The sequence below is a fragment of the Candidatus Gracilibacteria bacterium genome (assembly GCA_028687475.1).
Taxonomy (GTDB): domain Bacteria; phylum Patescibacteriota; class Gracilibacteria; order BD1-5; family UBA2023; genus STC-74.
Window position 1 is genome coordinate 123,234 of sequence record JAQUAB010000002.1, and the last position, 21,241, is coordinate 144,474.

The window sequence follows — 21,241 nt, forward strand, 5'->3', positions numbered from 1 at the left end:
AATACACTCAATAACTCAATCTGAAGTACGAAATAAGCTTCAGATTTTTTCTTGCATTCCACAGAAAATCGGTACAATGTCCATTGACTCTATCAGATATACTTTCCTCTATGTGAATCTCTCGCTTACATATCGCACTCTTGTCCATCATGAGTATTTTTACTGGGATCATCGCACCTGGAACAAGCGTCATGGGGAATCATATAGCATACCCAATGACTGATGCGCGAATATTGAGCTACATGCTCTTATTTTTTCTTATTATAGGTTTTTATACAGCATCGATTCATGCATGGAAAATATTTCGTTATAATGGTATCCTGATACTTGGAATGATTGGTGTTCTTTTTTTTCTGACACTCTCTGGACAAGTCATGGAAACAAAAACAGGGATCGAAACAAGTGGTTTTTCTTGGGGATGGATATTTCTTCTTATTGGGGTGATTATTCTCTTTCGCATATATACACAGAAAGATGAAGATGAAAATGCATCTGACTTCAAACAAACTATAGATACACTTCTCGGAATTGTTGGGAGTTTTACTCTAGCTTGTATTGCTGGAGTAATTATTCTTATCTCACTCTCTTTCACAGATAAGAGTCACAAGACAAGTGTTCTCGAAGAAGTGTTCGGAAGAGAGAATATTACATACATGAGTGGTGGAATCATTCTCTCAGCACCATATATGGAAATATCCGAACTACACTATGATAGAAAGACTGAGACTTTTCTTCTCACGACCAAGGATCAGAGTGGAAGTATCATCCGTCTCAAGAATCCTCGTTGAGTAAAAGTTCTGACTGGAAGTATTGGGAAACCTGTATATATCAATAGCCAACTCTACACGACCGATGCCGAACAGCGTGCATATTCTGGAGGTATTCTCCTCCCAAACGCCAGTATAATTGGGAAAGATACCCTACTTCTCCATAGTGGAAGTGACTGGAATATACGATCGACGAAATCTTCTTGGTCGTTTGATTATTCCGGGAGTATATCGAATCCTATACTCTCATGAGACAAAAAAGTAATTGCATGGACTGAGAAAACTGCATCTGGAAAAACAATCATAAAAAAGATAAAATGACAAGAATGATGAGAGTATGAAAAAGTATACTCGATGAATTTATCGACTTGATGATATGATCTCATGTCTCTCGTGATGTCGAGTTGAAGTCTCCAAATAGTGAAGAATGGAGAAACGCTCTGGAAAGTAGAATCATGATACCAGACAGGAACATATATTTCCAATGGTTCCCACAGTATTTATATTATCTCTCAAGATAGAGAAAAAAAGATTGTCTACGATGGGCAGATACTCTCTCCTGGATATGATGATATTCGAGAATTATTCCTCGAGAACAATGGAGGATATTATGCATATTTCGCGAAACCAATGGGAGGAATGAAGTATTGTCTCTTTACGAAATATCGTGGAAATCTCTGTGGATTCGATGGATATATGAATCCAACTCTGAGTGCCGATGGTTCTTCTCTGATTTATGCAGGTCTCATGAATGGCACATGGAACATATACCGAAATACGGAAGTTCTAGTACAAAATACACATTATCAGAATGCAGATATTTCGCATGATTATGTGTTTTTCGATGTGACGAATCCTCGTACGTATCTCTTCGTGAGAAGAGATGACCAGATAGGAAAATATTCCTTGATAAAAAATGGAGTAGTCCTTCCTGGATTATGGGATGACTTTGGAACAGAAGTGTCATTCGGATATGACAATCACATCATCCTGAAGCTGAAGGATCAAAATGGGTGGAGAATTGCGGAATTATAATCAAAATTACTTATCAAAGAAGATCTTTCTGAGTTCTTCTTTTTTTGTAGGATCAAGACGGGCTTCATACAGAATCGGGATAATTGGCCAATGATGATGGAATCGTGGATTACTCGAGAGTTCTATGAATTCATCAAAAGTGACGGAAAAAACTCGAATTTTTTCTCCAGGATCTGGTTGTACCTCTTGGATTTTTCGTACATTTCGTGCTATATAGAAATATGTATATGTCGCAATATTTCCTGTTCCGTTGAAGGTATGCCACGGAAGCCATTCATCACTCACATATCCTGTCTCTTCGAGTAGTTCACGCTGGGCACAGAGAAGTGGATCTTCATCTGGAACATCGAATGAACCACCCGGAAGCCCGAGAAATGGTGCAATTTTTGCGGGCTGTTCTTGGTCAGTGATGAGGATATTTCCTTCAGGAGTGATAGCAACAGAGAAAGATCCATCCAGGAAACGAAGCATCTCAAAAACCTGATATGATCCATCATACATTTCTTGATTCCACTGATACACATCGGAACGAACTCCAGAAAAAACACATTCTGCCTGATTTGGAATTCGAGGGTGTTTTGGAAATTGTGATTGCATATATTAGTTTCTGAAAATAGGTTTATATCTTTATCTGTTCGTATCGATTCGCATATACAATGGATTCCCTTTCTCCGCGACAAAGAATCTCACTGGATCAATCTCCATATTCTCACGAAAGGAGATAGTATCATCATAATTCACACTAATTCTCTGAAGCAACTCACGCATTTTGGAATCAAAAAATGGAAGTAACATGAGTGCTATTTTTCTGAGATTTGATATAAGTATGAAAAGTATGTTTTCTAGTTTTTCTTTTTCTTCTTGTGTCTCGATTGCGATTTTCCATGGAGTCATATCATCGACATATTTGTTGATCTCACTTGCATATTCGAATGCGAATTCGAGTGCACTTTTCAGATCATGATTATCCATGAGATGAAAATATTGCTCTATTTTATCAATTCATACTTTTCCAACATTTCATTCTATAGATCAATCGAGCTTCAATGAGAGCGCTATAAAACGATTCAGAAGATTTCCGAGATTATTCGAGAGCTTCGCGTTGAAAGTCAGAATAGCCTGTTCCCTATCGAAATCCCCATCTTCTCCAATAGGAAAAGCTGTAAAGAGATATAAAGCAAGCATGTCACGAGAATACTCCGCCACATATCCTACTGGATCTATCACATTTCCGATAGTTTTCGACATTTTCTGTCCATCGACCGTAAAATATCCAGTTGTCAGAAGTTGCTTCGGTGCCTCATATCCAGCACTCCAGAGCATCGCAAGCCAATATATTCCATGGAACTTCACGATATCTTTCCCGATAATATGCATATCAGCTGGCCACCATTTTTTCTCATCATCTTGTACGACTGTGAGATAGTTGAAGAGCGCATCATACCAGACATATGTCACCTGTTCGGAGTCAAAGGGAAGAGGAATCCCGAATTTATTGGTTTCTCGTGAAATAGAAAAATCTTCTAATCCTCATTTTACGAACTCAATAATCTCATTGTATCGGCTTCGTGGTTTCACAAAATCAGGATGGCTAGAATAAAATTCAAGGATTTTCTCCTGATATTTCGAGAGACGGAAGAAATAATTTTTCTCCTTCAAGTGTTGAAGTGGCTTATTCGGATGGTCACTACATTTTCCATCCACAAGATCGGATTCTTTTTTGAAGGCTTCACAACCGACACAATAGAGACCCTCATACATTCCCTCATAGATATCACCATTATCGAACGATTTCTGGAGAACTCATTGTACAAAATCACGATGACGAGGCTCAGTCGTACGAATGAAATCCGTATATTCGATTCCGATACCATCCCAAACTGCTTGATGCTTCGATGCCATCATATCTGCATAATCCATCACTTTCATTCATTGAGATTCGGCAGATTCGACTACTTTCTGAGAATTCTCATCCACACCAGTCGAGAAACGCACTTCTTCCCTATTGAGTCGATGAAATCGAGCAATGGTATCAGCGAGAAGAGAAGAATACGCATGCCCAATATGTGGAACACCATTGGAATAATAAATTGGAGTAGTGATGAAGAATTTTTGCGCCATATGAAAATAGTATAAATCCTGTACACTATAGCTGGACTTCTATAAAAAACAAATATACTTCACTTAATAATTTACGAACATCCTATGAAAGTCATTCCAAAATCAGGTATATTTATTTTTTGATTTTTTTGCCTCGTTCTCTGAGGAATATGCGGATATATGATTTCACAATGATGGATCATGGATACATATACAGATGTAACCAGTGTACGCCAATCTGGTTATGAATTTATCAATCCCCTTGTAGAATGTGAAACGGACACGATAGACAACAATCAGAAATATTTACCATTCGAGAAAGAACTCACAAGAAAGATAGAAGAAATAGAGAATGCTCATCCTGATACTCATTTATCCCTCTATTTTCGGAATCTCAAAAATGGCCCCTGGTTCGGAATCAACGAGAATACTACTTTTTCTCCTGCAAGTCTCATGAAACTCCCTATCCTTCTGATGTATCTCAAGTGGAAGGAAGAAGATCCGAACATCCTCCAGAGATGAATAATCGTGAACGATGCTAACACAATATCTCAAGAATATCCTCCAGAAGAAGAAATCCAAGTTGGGTCATGATATCTCATATCCGATCTTCTCTATCATCTGATTGTATATTCAGACAATACTGCAAGTAATAATCTCATCAAATATGTCCCTGAAAGAATCCAAGATATGGTCTTCAATGATCTCGGAATTCCTCTTCCGAGAGACATTGATTATGCACTCTCAGTAAAGGAATATGCTTCTTTCTTCAGAATCCTCTATAATGCCTCCTATCTCACAAGAGAAAATTCAGAGATGGCACTCAAATTACTCTCTGAATCAAAGTTCCGCGGTGGTCTGGCAGGGAAAATCCCAAGTGATATTGTCATAGCTCACAAGTTCGGGGAGAGAGAAATGATCGACGAAAATGGGAGTTCCATCAATCAGCTTCATGATTGTGGGATTGTATACTATACTCCATATCCATACCTCATCTGTATTATGACTCGGTGAAGTGGAGATATAGAATCTCTCTCAGAAATTGTGCAAGATACCTCCAAGACCATATACGACGAAGTATCTCAGACATATCCTCAGTAATGATTACTCTCGGATCTTTCTACACTGCCGTACGAATTCGATGAAGTGATCATCTGGTGCGACTATATTGAGCATTTCTTTCCCGCATTTTATACAGCGATGACGAATCATATCTCCTTTATTTTTTCGCCAATCCGTACCAATCGGCTCCATCAGCCCAAAACATGTAGCGGCACGATCGCCTGGAAAATCCTCATCAACATGCTTGGAATAGAGACAATAGGGACAATGATTCCGTGCTGAACCAGTCGGATGAAGTGATACTTCTTTTCCACAATGTTCACAGAGAAATGTCTCATTTCGCATGATGAATGCCATATTTTTGGTGTTATTTATCATGAGATTGGAGAAAATCAGAAAAAAGTCAACATAAAACATACAAATTTACTGATATTTTTCTTCCTTTTTTATCCCAAACTTGCAAAATAATGCTATTTCTGATACGATAAAACCATGCCTATAAAAGCCAAAAAAACTCAAGCAAAAATCCCAGAAGAACCAATAATCGAACTCTCCATAAAAGATGAAGAGCAGTTTCATGATCTGATTCAGGCAGAGAAACAAAAACATGCTCAAACAAATCAGTATGGGAATATAACGGAACTCGCTGAGCAACTCCATGCTCTTCTCAGGCAACAAGATAGTGAAACCTGCCTCAGTGTCATCACTCGTGGTGCGCTCGGACTCTGAAGTTCTGATATACACTACGATACTGCTGAATCAGATATCGCTGTACGATTTCGTATCGATGGTGATCTCGTAACAATCACCACATTCACAAAGTGAGAATACAAGCTCCTTCTGGAACGCCTGAAATACAAAAGTGACCTGAAACTCAACATCACTGAAGTACCACAAGATGGAAAATACCGTATCACCGATGATGGAGAAAAAATCGATGTCCGTGTTTCGACACTTCCTGTTCGTTATGGAGAAAATGCTGTCTGTCGTATTCTCGACTCCACAAAATCCATACCAAAAATCGAAGATCTCGGCTTCATGTGGACATCGAAGCGCCAGATCGAAAAGAGTATGCGGAAAAAGAGTGGGACGATTCTTGTCACATGACCGACAGGAAGTGGTAAGACAACAACACTCTATTCCATGCTCACCACACTCAATACTTCTGAGAAAAAAATCATCACTCTCGAAGATCCGATCGAATATGAACTTCCTGGTGTTATCCAGAGTGAAGTCGATGAACGAAAAAACTATACCTATTCTACTGGACTCAAAGCCCTTATGCGTCAAGATCCTGATATCATCATGATCGGTGAAATCCGTGATCTCGAATCTGCTACGATTGCTATGCAGGCTGCCATGACGGGACATCTTGTTCTCTCGACACTTCATACAAAAAGTGCAGGTGAAACCATAGAACGTCTCATGAATATGGGAGTTCCGAATTATATCCTCGCTTCTGGACTTGATGTGATCATCGCACAGCGACTCGTACGAAGACTCTGTCCACACTGTATCGAATCCTACGAGGCAGATGCGAGTCAAGTCGATATCATCAAGTGGATGCTCAAAGATATCGGAATCGCAGGTCTCGCAGCCAAGCGAGATGCTTATACACTCCATCGTTCGAAAGGTTGTGAAGCGTGTGGAATGACCGGATATAAGTGACGCCTCGGAATCTATGAAGTGATGAATTTTTCTGATGAGATTCGTGGCCTTATCCGTTCTGGAGCAAGTCCGAGAGAAATCATCGAAACAGCACGAAAATGAGATCTCATGCTCATGCGAGAAGATGGAATACTCAAGGCAATGCAAGGAAAAACAAGTCTGGAAGAGCTCTTCAAGGTGATCGAATAACTGAAAAATATACAAAAAACACACTATTACGTGTGTTTTTCTTTGTGTTCCCTGTGGCTCCCCGAATAGGATTCGAACCTATGACCTACCGGTTAACAGCCGGTTGCTCTACCGCTGAGCTATCGGGGAGTGGAAGGAACGGGAGCATATTATGAAACTTGATACGAAAGTCAAAAATTTTTTTCACTTTTTTCTATTTCTCCCTACAATCGAGGTTCCAAGGAGAACAATAATGAAATTCAGAAAATATTTATGAATCATCTCAATATAAACATCATCGCCTATGGGAAAAAGTGAGAAATAATTCTCTGACCGATTTCGACAGTTATTAATGCGGACGAACGAATAGCAATTGTCGGGAAAAACGGTGTCGGAAAAAGTACTTTCATGAAAATTCTCACGGGAAATATCACCGAATATCAGTGAAATATCGAGAATATCGGCGGTATCACACTCGGATATCTCGAACAGATTCACTTCATGGATGAGTCTCGAAATGTACGCGAAGATCTGAAAGATGCTTTCGCAGAGATCCGTTCGCTCGAGAATGAGATCAGAAAAGAGGAAGAGAAAATGAATGAAACAGGAGAATATGAGCGCTACACGGAACTCATCGAACAATTCAAACTCCTCGGTGGATACACGTATGAGAACGAGATTGAGCGCGTTGCTCGTGGTATTGGGATTTTCCATCTCCTGGAACGTACGCTTCAGGATGTCTCTGGTGGCGAACGCACGAAGATTGCGCTTGCGAAAACACTTCTCTCGAAACCTGAATTTCTCCTGCTCGATGAACCAACGAACTTCATCGACCTCGAGAGTGTCGAATGGCTCGAGAAATATCTCGAAAATAGTTGGAAATGAGGATACATGATCGTCTCACATGATCGTGAATTTCTGGATCGCACCTGTACAAAAGTCATCGAAATCCTCGGTCCACAAGGCATCTCTATCTATCATGGAGATTACTCATATTCTGTCGACCAAAAGAAACTCGCGATGGTGCGGGAAGAAAAAGCCTATGAAGAGCAACAAACTATGCTCGAGAGTGAGAAAGCGCTCATCAATCGATTCCGTGCAGGATCTCGTGCTGGATTCGCCAAAAGTCGCGAGAAACAACTCGAAAGAATAGAACTCATCGACCAACCAATTCGTACACGTGAGATTGGATTTCGTTTCGAAACGCCAAAAGAACGAGCACCAGAAAACATACTCAAAGTGGAAGATGCTTTCATCGGACGAAAAGAACCATTATTCTATGTTCGTGATGCGCAACTCTCTGTATGAGAGAGAGTGGGGATTGTCGGAGAAAATGGCGTCGGGAAAAGTACGTTTCTGAAGACAATTCTCCGAAGTGCACACTATGAGGAAGTAGAGTGAGAAAATGAAGACATCCTGAACCATCTCATCGAGAACTATCCACATGTGCTCGAGTGATATCTGAATCTCGCCAAATGAATACGTATCGGATACTACAGCCAACTCCATGAATCCCTCCGAAGCGATATGACAATTATCGAGAACTTCACTCTACATGGACTTCCCTATTCTCTGGAACGTGTCGGTGGTATCATCGGACAATATGGATTCGCCTATCATGACGGATCGAAGAAAGTCTCGAGTCTCTCAGGTGGTGAACGCTCACGACTCCTCTTCGCAATACTCTGTCAGAATCCGTATCACCTCCTCATTCTCGATGAGCCGACGAATCACCTCGACTATGAGACTCGAGAATCCCTCGAACAAGCGATGCAGAAATATGAGGGCACTGTACTCTTTATTTCTCATGATCGCTACTTCGTGAACAAGCTCGCGAATAAGCTCTGGATAATCCAAGATGGTGAACTCATCATCTCCTATGGAAACTACGATGACTATCAGTACAAAAAAGAGCATGGGATCTCACTCGATATGTCACTCTTCAACGCTGATGGAGAACTCGATCTCGTTCTCGAAGAAAAACTCGGAAGCAAAGAAGCAAAAAGAATCCGAGAAAAGTTCGCTCGCAGAAGAAAATAAAAACCTATCAACTTTTGTCTATTAAGCCAATAAAATCCCCAATTGGGGATTTTATTTTCGGGCAATGAATGAAGGAGCTTACTGCATCCACATACATTTATATGTCATCGCTACTGCATTGGCAACAGTAGTGTTACATGTAACTTGATTTGCTGTACCATTCGCTCGACAATAGAGTGCTGTTGTACCAGGTGTAGTGAATGCTGCTGATCCATTACATGTGACAGCCACGGCAGTACTCGCTGGAATTCCAGTACATGTATATGCTGTTGCTGTTGTTGTGATAGTCGACGAAGCGATAGTACATGTTCCTGCAGCTGTTGTAGCAGTACCCGTAGCACCGAGCTTGAATGTACCATTGACAGCGATATTTCCTGGGAATGATGAGTTTCCATTCGCATCATTGATGGTGGCTGTTTTTCTTCCAGCCCAACCACTAGTCCAATTATCAGGAGAGCTATTGATTTCGAGACCACTTTCAGCATTGAGATAGATGATTTCATTCGTTTGTCCTGTTGGGTATGATGCTGATTCTCCAGCATTTAGGACAAGCTGAGCACCTCAGCGATCTATGATATTATTCGTGAGTACACTTCATTCTACACGTATATTGCTCGTGAAACGACCCTCTCCTGTCACATCGAGCTTGTAGGCTGGAGTTGATGTTCCGATACCTACATCTCCTGCGATGATCGCCCCACCTGCTGTACTACCTGCTCCACCATATCATACGGTGAGTCCACCCTGCGACCCGAGGAGCCCATCAGCCATCCAGAGAGATTTATTATTGTGGGATCGTATCCATGTCGTATCCTGCATGAACCAACCTCCACCATATGTCTGACTATACCAACCTTTTGTACCATTGGTTCGGATCCATCCATTCACGAAGACATCACCAGCAACATCGAGCTTGTAGTTCGGAACAGAATCTCCGATTCCTATGTTTCCTCCATTTCCATAGATCCAGTTTCCGATGTTGAGTTGATCGCTACCAGTACTCGAGATGCTTGGTGAAGTGTTCGCTCCGATGAAGATATTATTATCTCCAGAAGTGAGTCCAGTTCCAGCAGCATATCCAAATGCAATATTGTAGTTACCAGTAATATTTGATCAGAGAGCATAGACACCATCTGCAGTATTCCAATTTCCTGTAGTGTTTTTTCGGAGAGCGAGTACACCATTTGCAGTATTTCCACTTCATGTAGTATTCACATTCAAAGCACCTACTCCATTCCCAGTATTCCAATTTCCTATAGTATTGGCATACAGTGCACTACCACCATTGGCAGTATTGAAGAATCCTGTGGTGTTGGAGTAGAGGGCACTATTTCCGTTCGCAGTATTGTTGGTTCCTGTGGTATTGTAATAGAGTGACTGATATCCATTCGCAGTATTAGCATTTCCCGTAGTATTAGAATAGAGAGCATTGACACCATTCGCAGTGTTGTAAGACCCTGTAGAGTTGGAGTAGAGAGCATTGACACCATTGGCAGTGTTGGAGTAACCTGTCGTGTTAGAGTAGAGTGCTACTGTACCATTCGCAGTGTTCTGATATCCTGTGGTGTTGGAGTAGAGAGATTGATAACCATTCGCGGTGTTGTAAATTCCTGTCGTATTCCAGAGGAGAGCGCTGGCACCATTCGCGGTGTTGTTGGATCCTGTGGTGTTGGCATATAAGGACTGATGTCAATTGGCAGTGTTCCACATTCCCGTCGTGTTGGAGTAGAGTGATTGATAACCATTCGCAACATTGTAGCTTCCTGTGGAGTTATTATGTAAAGACTCTGCTCCATTCGCGGTGTTGCCAGATCCTGTGGTGTTATAGAAAAGAGAATCATTTCCATTCGCGGTATTGTTGGATCCTGTGGTATTCGCCTGAAGAGAGCGAACACCGTTCGCAGTGTTCTGAACTCCTATCGTGTTGGCGTAGAGAGCTGCCTGTCCGTTCGCGGTGTTATCATATCCTGTAGTGTTGGAGTAGAGAGCAACATGACCGTTTGCGGTGTTCCACAATCCTGTTGTATTGTTGAAGAGAGACTGATAACCATTGGCAGTGTTGGCAGAACCTGTAGAATTGGAACGCAGAGCACTCATACCATTCGCGGTGTTATAGTTTCCTGTAGTGTTGGAGAAGAGAGCAGCTTCACCATTCGCGGTATTAGCGAATCCTGTAGTATTGTAGCGGAGAGCATTGGCACCATTCGCGGTATTCCAATATCCTGTGGTGTTGTATTGGAGGGCAACTACACCGTTCGCGGTGTTATTGAACCCTGTTGTATTGGAGAAGAGGGCATTTATACCATTGGCAGTGTTGCTGACACCAGTCGTATTGGAATAGAGAGCTTGGACACCATTGGCAGTGTTGGAATATCCTGTTGTGTTGGAATTCATCGCGCCGATACCATAACAAGTGTTACCAGATCATGTTCCTGGACAGACTTGATTCGTAGATGTACCAGGTGTAGACCAACTCGCGAGACCATTCGCATCACTCATGAGGATTTTCCCAGCTCATTGCGTTCCATCAGCGATCTTGATAGTACCTGCGATGTCGAGCTTGGCAGTTGGAACAGCAGTTCCGATTCCGATATTACCATTCGAGAGTATCTTCATACGACCACTACCGTTCACATTGAATGACAGGGCATATGCTCCGATAACACCGATATTTCCATCTATACCATCGAAATATATCTCATTGGTATCCAGACCGAGATTCGATCCTATACGTAGATTAGCATTCGCCACACTCGAACCTCCGATAGTTCATCATCATCATCGTATATATACATCTCCATCAATATCGAGTTTTTCTATCGGTGTAGCTACTCCAACACCGATATTTCCTCCATTTCCATAGATCCAGTTACCGATGTTGAGCTGATTCTGTGCAGTAGCATTTGATGCTTGGACATTGGCACCGATGAGGATAGTGCCACTTCCACCAGATATAGCATTTCCAGCTCCATATCCGATAGCGACCATATTGTCCCTATTTGTATTGTTGAGTTTCTGGATACTGGTAACAATAGCGGTACCACTTGTACCGAAGTCTGGATGGTCAGGGAGACGCTCGAGAGTGGTAGAATTGATAACAAGCATAGTAGTACTCCAGAGTCCTGATATAGTACTGCCGGTCGTGCTGAGATTGATATAATCCCCTGCAGATACTCATGAGAGTGCTGGTGATACAGTGATACGACGAGTAGTCGAAGCAGAAACAGTACCTGATGAGAGAATATTAGTGCGATTATCGAGAGCGGAAGCACCGAGAACCGTATTCTGATTGCCTGTGACATTCGAGAAGAGAGAAAAAGATCCATTGGCAGTGTTCTGATATCCTGTCGCATTCGAGGAAAGAGCACTGACACCATTCGCGGTATTCTGATATCCTGTAGTATTAGAAGTAAGACTGGTAGACCCATTGGCAGTGTTATGGTATCCTGTCGTGTTATAGTAGAGAGTGGATGCACCATTAGCAGTGTTGTTTTGTCCTGTCGTGTTATGGTAGAGAGAGACTCTTCCATATGCTGTATTGGAAACACCTGTAGTATTGGAGAAAAGAGATTGGAATCCATTAGCAGTGTTGTAATATCCTGTAGTATTCGAGATAAGAGATTGATACCCAAACGTAGTATTATGAAATCCTGTGGTGTTGGATTGAAGACTCGCATAACCAACAGCAGTGTTGTAATATCCTGTAGTATTCGCATTCATTGCACCGATTCCATAACACGTATTCCCATTTCCTGTTCCAGGACAGACTTGATTGGTGGCAGCACCAGGACTTGCCCAACTCGCGAGACCATTCGCATCAGAGATGAGGATTTTTCCTGCTCATTGCGTTCCATCAGCGATCTTGATACTACCTGCGATGTCGAGCTTGGCAGTTGGAGTGGTTGTTCCGATACCGATATTTCCAGTGGTACTTGTGACCATATCCAGACTTGGAGTCGCTGTTACTGTGATTCCTGTCTCACTCTGAGTAATAGATGTTGACCAATCTGTTCACCAACCATTGTAGTTAGCAAAACCTGCAATAACCTCTGAAACGACTATTTTCGGATATTGCCATGTAGTAGATGTTGTTCCGAGAAGTATGACATTCGAAGTACCATCGTATCACAGACGTACGCTCGTGAATGGTGTACGACCTGTAGCAACTGCTCGCGTATTGATCCATCCACTCGTATAATTGTATCATCCAATCTGAAGTTCCCATGCACCAGCACCAGAATAGTCATATCATCGTACAACTATGCTCAACATGGTTCTCGAGTTCAATTTAGTGGTTGGCAATTTGATGACTATTGTACCTACCTGATTCGCTCCACCATCATATTCTGCAACATCATAATAACGTCGTGTAGTAGTACCTACCGTAGAGAAACCTCCGTTCGCTACTTGTAGTTTCGTGTCAGGATTAGCAACCCCGATTCCTATATTTCCTCCATTTCCATAGATCCAGTTACCGATGTTGAGCTGATTACTACCAGTATTCGAGATATTCGGCTGTACGTTGTATCCGATGAATATATTGTTGTCTCCAGAGGTGAGATTCGACCCAGCACTATATCCATTGGCGGTGTTGTTAGAACCTCAATTATTGTAATAGAGAGCGTTGACACCATTCGCGGTGTTGTTGTATCCTGTGGTGTTGGAGTAGAGAGAATTCATACCATTCGCGGTGTTGTTGTATCCTGTGGTGTTGAGATAGAGAGCAACATGACCATTCGCAGTGTTGTTGTATCCTGTGGTATTTGCCTGAAGAGCTCGGACACCATTCGCGGTGTTGTAGTTTCCTGTCGTGTTGGAGTAGAGAGCTGCTTGTCCGTTGGCAGTATTATCGAACCCTGTTATATTAGAGAAAAGAGCTGCTTGTCCATTCGCGGTATTATAATAACCGGTAGTATTTGCCTGAAGTGCATTGTGACCATTGGCGACATTCTGAAATCCTGTTGTATTGGAAAGAAGGGAGTTTGCACCATTCGCGGTGTTGTTGTATCCTGTGGTGTTGGAGTAGAGAGCGGCTTGTCCGTTCGCGGTGTTGTAGCTTCCTGTAGAGTTGGAGTAGAGAGCGGCTTGTCCGTTCGCGGTGTTGTAATATCCTGTGGTATTATTACGGAGAGCATTGAGTCCATTCGCGGTGTTGGAATATCCTGTCGTATTAAGACGAAGGGCACTCGCTCCATTCGCGGTATTGTTGTATCCTGTAGTATTACTGAGAAGGCTTTCTACACCATTCGCGGTGTTGTTGGCTCCACTGATATTAGAATAGAGAGCACTTGCACCATTCGCAACATTGAAGCTTCCTGTGGTATTGGAGTAGAGAGCATTGACACCATTGGCAGTGTTGCTATATCCCGTTGTATTGAAACGTAGAGCACTGAAACCATTCGCAGTGTTGTAGTTCCCTGTGGTGTTGGAGAAAAGGGCAGCTTCTCCATTCGCAGTATTTTCGAATCCAGTGGTGTTGTAGCGGAGAGCATTGGCACCATTCGCAGTATTCCAATATCCTGAAGTATTGTATTGGAGAGCATCTACACCGTTCGCGGTGTTGTTGTATCCGGTCGTGTTGGAGTAGAGAGTATTCGTACCATTCGCGGTGTTGTTGACACCAGTAGTATTGGAGTAGAGAGCGTTACTACCATTGGCAGTATTCCACTTTCCGGTCGTGTTGGAGTAGAGAGTATTTTTTCCGATTGCAGTGTTCTCATATCCTGTAGAGTTGGAATTCATCGCACCGATACCATAACACGTATTATCTGCTCCTGTTCCAGGACAGACCTGATTCGTAGATGCACCAGGTGTAGACCAACTCGCGAGACCATTCGCATCACTCATGAGGATTTTTCCTGCTCATTGACTTCCGTCAGCGATCTTGATACTACCTGCGATGTCGAGCTTCGCGGTTGGAGAGGTTGTTCCGATTCCGACATTACCGTTTGCCTTTATTGTGAACTTCTCTGTGCGAGCCAACCCTGTTGTTTCTGATGTGACAAAAGAAATTCTCTGAGGAGCAACTCCTGGAGAAGCATCACCATCTGCTTTGAAGAAGATTCCTGCTGTCGCCTGTGTATCGAGTCAATCGAACGCTGCAGAAAGCCACGTGAAGATATCATCATCCGCATATACTCCTGTCGGATTGGCAAGTGTACCACGCGAACGGGTTCCCTTGAATACAGGACGAGTTCCTGCTGTATCAGACGCAACCAGTCCAGCAATTCCTGCAGAGGTATTCTGATAGCTGAACAGGAGCTTATCACTCGTGATAAGTGATGATGTTGCCGTATTGCCATCGCTCAGATGTAGAGTAGCTACAGGTGATGCTGTTCCGATACCGATATTTCCATCATTTCCATAGATCCAGTTACCGATGTTGAGCTGATTCTGTGCAGTAGCATCTGGTGCTTGGACATTGGCACCGATGAGGATAGTACCACTTCCACCAGATGAGACATTTCCAGCTCCATATCCTATAGCCACCATATTGTCTCTATCTGGATTGTTGAGACGAGCGATAGAGACAATAGTAGCTGTTCCTGTAGTGCCGAGATCTGGATGATCAGGAAGACGTTCGAGGGTGGTAGCATTGATCACGAGCATGACACTATCCCAGAGCCACGTTATCGTACTTCCTGTACTATCTACGAATACATAATCCCCTGCAGATACTCATGAAAGTGCTGGAGATATAGTCACTCTTCGTGTAGTAGAAGCGGAGATGGTACCAGAAGTGAGAAGTGTCGTGCGATTATTGAGAGCAGAGGCTCAGAGGACAGTATTCTGACTTCCTGTGACATTCGAAGAAAAAGCAGAAGATCAATTCACAGCATTATAGTTTCCTGTGGTATTGAAAAAGAGAGAATATGCACCATTCGCGGTGTTGTATGCTCCTGTAGTGTTGGAGTAGAGAGCATTATTACCATTGGCAGTATTGTTGTATCCTATTGTGTTGTAGAAGAGAGTACTATTTCCATTGGCAGTGTTGGAATATCCTGTTGTGTTGGAGAAGAGAGCATTGACACCACTTACTACATTATAACTTCCTGTGGAATTCGAGTAGAGAGCTTGATATCCGTTGGCAACATTGTAGTCTCCTGTGGTATTGGAACGCAGAGCACTCACACCATTTGCAGTATTAAAGTTTCCTGTAGTGTTGGAGTAGAGGGATGCATATCCATTGGCAGCATTGTTCATTCCTGTAGTATTGGAACGCAGGGCACTCTGACCATTCGCGGTGTTATTGATACCAGTGGTGTTAGAATAGAGTGCTGCTTGTCCATTCGCAGTGTTATGGTTTCATGAGGTATTACTCTGAAGGGAGTTAGCACCATTCGCAGTATTATAATTTCCTGTAGTGTTGTAGAGAAGAGCGGATTTTCAGTTAGCAGTATTGTATTCTCATGTGATATTGGAGAAGAGGGCACTGACACCATTCGCGGTGTTGTAGCTTCCTGTTGTGTTATCATGAAGAGCACCAACTCCATTGGCAGTGTTCTGAGATCCTGTGGTGTTATATCGGAGAGCTATATATCCGTTCGCAGTGTTCTGGGATCCTGTGGTATTGAGGTAGAGAGTACTATTCCCATTGGCAGTGTTCTGGGATCCTGAAGTATTGGAGAAGAGAGTATATGTGCCGTTGGCAACATTTCCAGTCCCTGTTGTGTTGGAAAAAAGAGCATACATACCATTCGCGGTATTGTAGCTTCCTATAGTATTAGTATAGAGAGTTCGATATCCTATAGCAGTATTATAGCTTCCTGTGGAGTTGGAATTCATCGCACCGATACCATAACACGTATTACCAGATCCTGTTCCTGGACATACCTGATTCATCGATGCACCAGGTGTAGACCAACTCGCGAGACCATTCGCATCACTCATGAGGATTTTTCCAGATCATTGGCTACCGTCAGCGATCTTGATGTTGCCTGCGATATCGAGCTTCGCAGTTGGAGTAGCATTTCCGATTCCGACTGTACCAGAAGAGGTGATTACAAATTGTGGATTACTCCATGCATTATTAGTAGCCAAATCCGTAGTAATATAAAAAGAATGACCTGTAGGGATTCATGAAGATAGACTCGCTATTGTACCAATACGAGCAAGTGGAAAATTATTTTGACTCAAACTAATATGTGCCGCGCTTCATCATGTAAAGGTAAAAAACGATGAGAATTTTTCAAAACTTGCCATTGTAGCATGATGAGGATCGTATGAACCAGAATCACCTCCATTACGGATGTAATTTCCCTTTGTGCTAAACTTTGCATTCACAAACTCTGGCGATCATACTGATATATCCCCTCCACTTCCATAGATCCAGTTACCGATGTTGAGCTGATTTTGTGCTGTAGCATTTGGTGCTTGGACATTGGCACCGATGAGGATAGTACCACTTCCACCAGATGTAGTATTTCCAGCTCCATATCCGATAGCGATCATATTTTCACCATTTGGATTGTTGACTCGGTTGATAGCACTGATGAATGCTGTACCAGTAGTTCCGATATCTGGATGATCAGGGAGACGCTCGAGGGTAGTAGCATTGATCACGAGCATGACACTATCTCAGAGTCCTGAAATAGTACTTCCAGTACCATTCATATAGACATAATCCCCTGCAGATACTCATGAGAGTGCTGGTGATATAGTCACCCTTCGTGTAGTAGAAGCGGAGATAGTACCTGACGTGAGGAGACTTGTCTGGTTGGTTAATGCGAAAGAACCAATAGCAATATTTCGATTACCTATGACATTACTCTGGAGAGAAGAATATCCATCGGCGACATTATCATTCCCAGAGATATTATACTGGAGAGCATAAATACCATTTGCGACGTTGCGTCCTCCTGTGATATTATGATTCAAGCTCGATCATCCATTTGCCACATTGCGTTCACCTGTGGTATTCGCAAAAAGAGCAGCTACACCATTGGCGACATTCGAGGTTCCAGTAGTATTGTATCGGAGAGCATTGTATCCATTCGCGGTATTCCATGCACCCGTAGTATTCGCATAGAGAGCACTGGTACCATTCGCAGTATTGTTGACTCCTGTCGTGTTAGAAAAAAGAGCCCCTGCTCCATTCGCAGTATTGTTGACTCCTGTCGTGTTAGAAAAAAGAGCACTATATCCATTGGCGACATTAGAGACCCCTGTTGTATTCGCAAAAAGGGCATTGTATCCATTGGCAACATTTCGATATCCAGTCGTATTGGAGTAGAGAGTATTTCGCCCGATTGCAGTGTTCTGATATCCGGTCGTATTGGAGTAGAGGGCACCGATGCCATAACATGTATTATTCGTTCCTGTTCCTGGACAGACTTGGTTCGTAGATGCATCAGGTGTAGACCAACTCGCGAGACCATTCGCATCAGAGACGAGGATCTTCCCTGCTCATTGTGTTCCATCAGCGATCTTGATAGTTCCTGTGATATCGAGTTTGGCAGTTGGAGAAGTTGTTCCGATACCAACATTGCCACCATTATCTGCTAATACCAGGTTACCGATAGAAGCGCCACCTGAAACTTGGGAAAAAATCCGGGCATAGGTATTTCCTGTAGATGATCCAAAACCAAATACTAATCGTGATCCACTTGTGAGAGGCACATAACTACTATTCCCTATAGCAAAAGGATAAACACTAGAAGAAGATCCTAATATCTCGAATCTCTGCGTTGGATTAGCCATTCCAATACCGATATTTCCATCATTTCCATAGATCCAGTTACCGATGTTGAGCTGATTTTGTGCTGTAGCATTTGGTGCTTGGACATTGGCACCGATGAGGATAGTACCACTTCCACCAGATGAGACATTTCCAGCTCTATATCCTATGGCAACCATATTATCTATATTGATATTGTTGAGTCGATTGATGACACTAATAGTTGCCGTACCAGTAGTTCCGATATCTGGATGATCCGGGAGACGTTCGAGAGTGGTAGTATTGATAACCTTCATGACAGTATCTCAGAGACCAGAAATAGTACTTCCTGAACTATCAACAAATACATAGTCTCCTGGGGATACTCATGGAAGTGCTTGTGATATAGTAACTTGTTGTGGAGTAGAAGCAGAAATAGTTCCCGAAACAAGAAGAGTAGTTTGATTATTGAGAGTATCTGACCCTAGAGCAACATTATTTTTTCATGATATATTGGAGAAAAGTGAATGTGATCCATTGGCAGTATTAGCATTTCATGTCGTATTGTTACGAAGACTATTTACACCATTCGCAGTATTAGCATTTCCTATCGTATTAGAATAGAGAGCAGCGACACCATTTGCCAAATTGTTGTACCCTATAGTGTTGAAATAGAGAGAGCTTACCCCAACAGCAGTGTTCGAATTTCCAGTAGTATTGGAGAAGAGGGCACCATTTCCGTTCGCGGTATTCCAATTTCCTGTTGTATTATAGAAAAGAGACGCTTGACCATCAGCAGTGTTGGAAGTTCCTGTAGTATTACTACGGAGAGCATTGGCACCATTGGCAGTGTTGGAAGTTCCTATAGTATTGGAGAAGAGGGCACCATTTCCGTTCGCGGTATTAAAAGATCCTGTAGAATTAGAAAAAAGAGCGCTATTTCCATTCGCGGTATTGGAGTATCATGTGGTATTAAAATAGAGAGCATTATTTCCATTCGCGGTATTCCAATTTCCTGTGGTGTTGGAGTAGAGGGCATTGACACCATTGGCAGTGTTGGAATATCCTGTAATATTATTTCGAAGAGCCTCTACGCCGTTCGCAGTATTCTGATATCCTATCGTATTAGAATAGAGAGATCCATAGCCATTCGCAGTATTAAAAGATCCTGTAGTATTGAAATAAAGAGTATTCTGACCATTGGCAGTGTTATAGCTTCCTGAAGAGTTGGAATTCATCGCACCGATACCATAACAAGTGTTGCCAGATCATGTTCATGGACACACCTGATTCGTAGCAGCTCCAGGACTTGCCCAAGTGGCGAGACCATTGCCATCAGAGACGAGAACTTTCCCAGCTCACTGATTTCCATCAGTGATCTTGATGCTTCCTATGATATCAAGTGTTGCTATTGGAGACTGTGTATTGATTCCGATTTTTGTTCCATCATTATAGAGAAAATCATTGCGAATCCACTCAGTCCCATTGTAGCGAAGTGTGTCCCCTGGGTATGCATTCGGGATAGATATCGCTGATCCGCCGACACCTGGTGCAGTACAGATAGGCACTCCTGTCGAAGTGAAGGCACTGATAGCATATCATGGTGTCGTACACCCGGGAAACATATTATCGAAATAATTCCGATATGTTCCCCCAGCTATCTCTCCCGCTGGAACTCATGTTGGGTACGTGAGTGCGGAAGTCGTAGTACTGAAGAGACTAGTACTTATCATCGTGCAGAGAACGAATGATAATGTGAGATATGAACGGCGCATAAACAGTAGGAAGAAGAGATAAAAACTATTGAATAACTGATTCCAATCCTGGCGGAGGATCCGACGCTATGAGGTTGTTATATTCGATAACCATAGAGGCTTTCTCGAAACGAACATCCTCATAAGGAACAGATTTCTGATTAGTATACGTATAGTCATATGTACGGAAAAAGTTCAAGTCATAGAGCTGCGCAATACCTGGAGTACAAGTAGTTAGAATAATTGGACACACAGGAGGAGCCTGATAGGATCATCCGATCGTATTTTTCGATATGAGTCATCATTTGATATAGAGTTGTTGTGCTGGGATATTCCATGCACCAGATTGAATATATGAGAAAATAGGATCTACAGTTGTTGGTTTCTCACCAGAAAAGATAGATCATTCTGCATAAAGAAATGCATATATCCTCTTCACATCTCGAGTGATGACGATATTTCCTCCATTTCCATTGATATCCTTGAGTGCTATGATAGCTCTCGGTTCAGTAGCTGTCGAATCTCCGATGGTTGCCTGACTCAATACGATATCCTTCCCTTCTATGATGATAGAGCGTTTCCCTGTCGGCCATATCCAACCAAAATTCGTATCATAGTCATATATTGGTGATTGCTGATAGATGAACTTCAATCCAGTACCAACATCGAGTACTGTACTCGAAATATTTCGAGATATGAGGGCCACATTTTTTTTGATAGTATTGAGGATACTTGCTTGATTGGATGAATTATAGACGTATCCGACATTCGGATTCGTCATGTTATAGATACGCGTCCCTGCGACATTTCCGATAATTGCGATTTTTCCGATGAAGTTCACATTGATTCCATCGATAGTGATACCTGTCTGACTCGTTGTGCCTGTGTCTACAGGAGATCCAGCATACCCATAGAATGGGATATATCCGAGAGCACTACTATGCCCAAATCCCTCGAGAAGTCCATTCGCAGGATTGTAGTAGACTCATGAA

General features: G+C 42.4%; 9 protein-coding genes and 1 tRNA gene. 4 read left to right on the plus strand and 6 right to left on the minus strand.

Features of this window, described 5'->3' with window-relative positions:
* The first annotated feature begins 110 nt into the window (after positions 1–110).
* Positions 111–1,802, plus strand: a complete 1,692-nt coding sequence (locus PHY14_03440) for a hypothetical protein (GenBank protein ID MDD2693962.1) — start codon at positions 111–113, stop codon at positions 1,800–1,802.
* 6 nt (positions 1,803–1,808) lie between these two features.
* Here the strand turns inward: PHY14_03440 and PHY14_03445 are convergent, their stop codons facing one another.
* Complete coding sequence (locus PHY14_03445) at positions 1,809–2,399, minus strand: NUDIX hydrolase (protein MDD2693963.1); 591 nt, start codon at positions 2,397–2,399, stop codon at positions 1,809–1,811.
* Positions 2,400–2,429: 30 nt separating this feature from the next.
* The gene (metG, locus tag PHY14_03450) at positions 2,430–3,923 is read right to left on the minus strand and encodes a methionine--tRNA ligase (protein MDD2693964.1); all 1,494 of its coding nucleotides are present in this window, start codon (positions 3,921–3,923) and stop codon (positions 2,430–2,432) included.
* A gap of 180 nt (positions 3,924–4,103) precedes the next feature.
* Between metG and PHY14_03455 the strand changes: the two genes are divergently transcribed.
* Positions 4,104–5,003: a class A beta-lactamase-related serine hydrolase gene (locus PHY14_03455; GenBank protein MDD2693965.1), complete on the plus strand. Its 900-nt coding sequence runs from the start codon at positions 4,104–4,106 to the stop codon at positions 5,001–5,003.
* A 3-nt stretch (positions 5,004–5,006) separates the two neighbouring features.
* Here PHY14_03455 and PHY14_03460 read toward each other — a convergent pair whose 3' ends face one another.
* A complete protein-coding gene (locus PHY14_03460) occupies positions 5,007–5,381 on the minus strand; it encodes an RNHCP domain-containing protein (protein MDD2693966.1) in 375 nt (124 codons plus the stop codon).
* Positions 5,382–5,456: 75 nt separating this feature from the next.
* Here PHY14_03460 and PHY14_03465 point away from each other — a divergent pair, with 75 nt between their 5' ends.
* Positions 5,457–6,821 (plus strand): GspE/PulE family protein, encoded by a 1,365-nt coding sequence (locus tag PHY14_03465; protein MDD2693967.1) that lies wholly within the window; start codon positions 5,457–5,459, stop codon positions 6,819–6,821.
* 54 nt (positions 6,822–6,875) lie between these two features.
* On the opposite strand, the gene PHY14_03470 is transcribed toward PHY14_03465, so the two are convergent.
* Positions 6,876–6,950, minus strand: a tRNA-Asn gene (locus tag PHY14_03470).
* 123 nt (positions 6,951–7,073) lie between these two features.
* Between PHY14_03470 and PHY14_03475 the strand changes: the two genes are divergently transcribed.
* Positions 7,074–8,840: an ABC-F family ATP-binding cassette domain-containing protein gene (locus PHY14_03475; protein ID MDD2693968.1), complete on the plus strand. Its 1,767-nt coding sequence runs from the start codon at positions 7,074–7,076 to the stop codon at positions 8,838–8,840.
* Between the two features lie 78 nt (positions 8,841–8,918).
* On the opposite strand, the gene PHY14_03480 is transcribed toward PHY14_03475, so the two are convergent.
* Both PHY14_03480 and PHY14_03485 read right to left on the minus strand, forming a co-directional pair.
* Positions 8,919–20,270, minus strand: coding sequence for a hypothetical protein (locus PHY14_03480; protein ID MDD2693969.1), 11,352 nt, complete (start codon positions 20,268–20,270; stop codon positions 8,919–8,921).
* 25 nt (positions 20,271–20,295) lie between these two features.
* Positions 20,296–21,241: hypothetical protein (locus PHY14_03485; protein ID MDD2693970.1), on the minus strand; the 946-nt coding region annotated here is incomplete at its 5' end.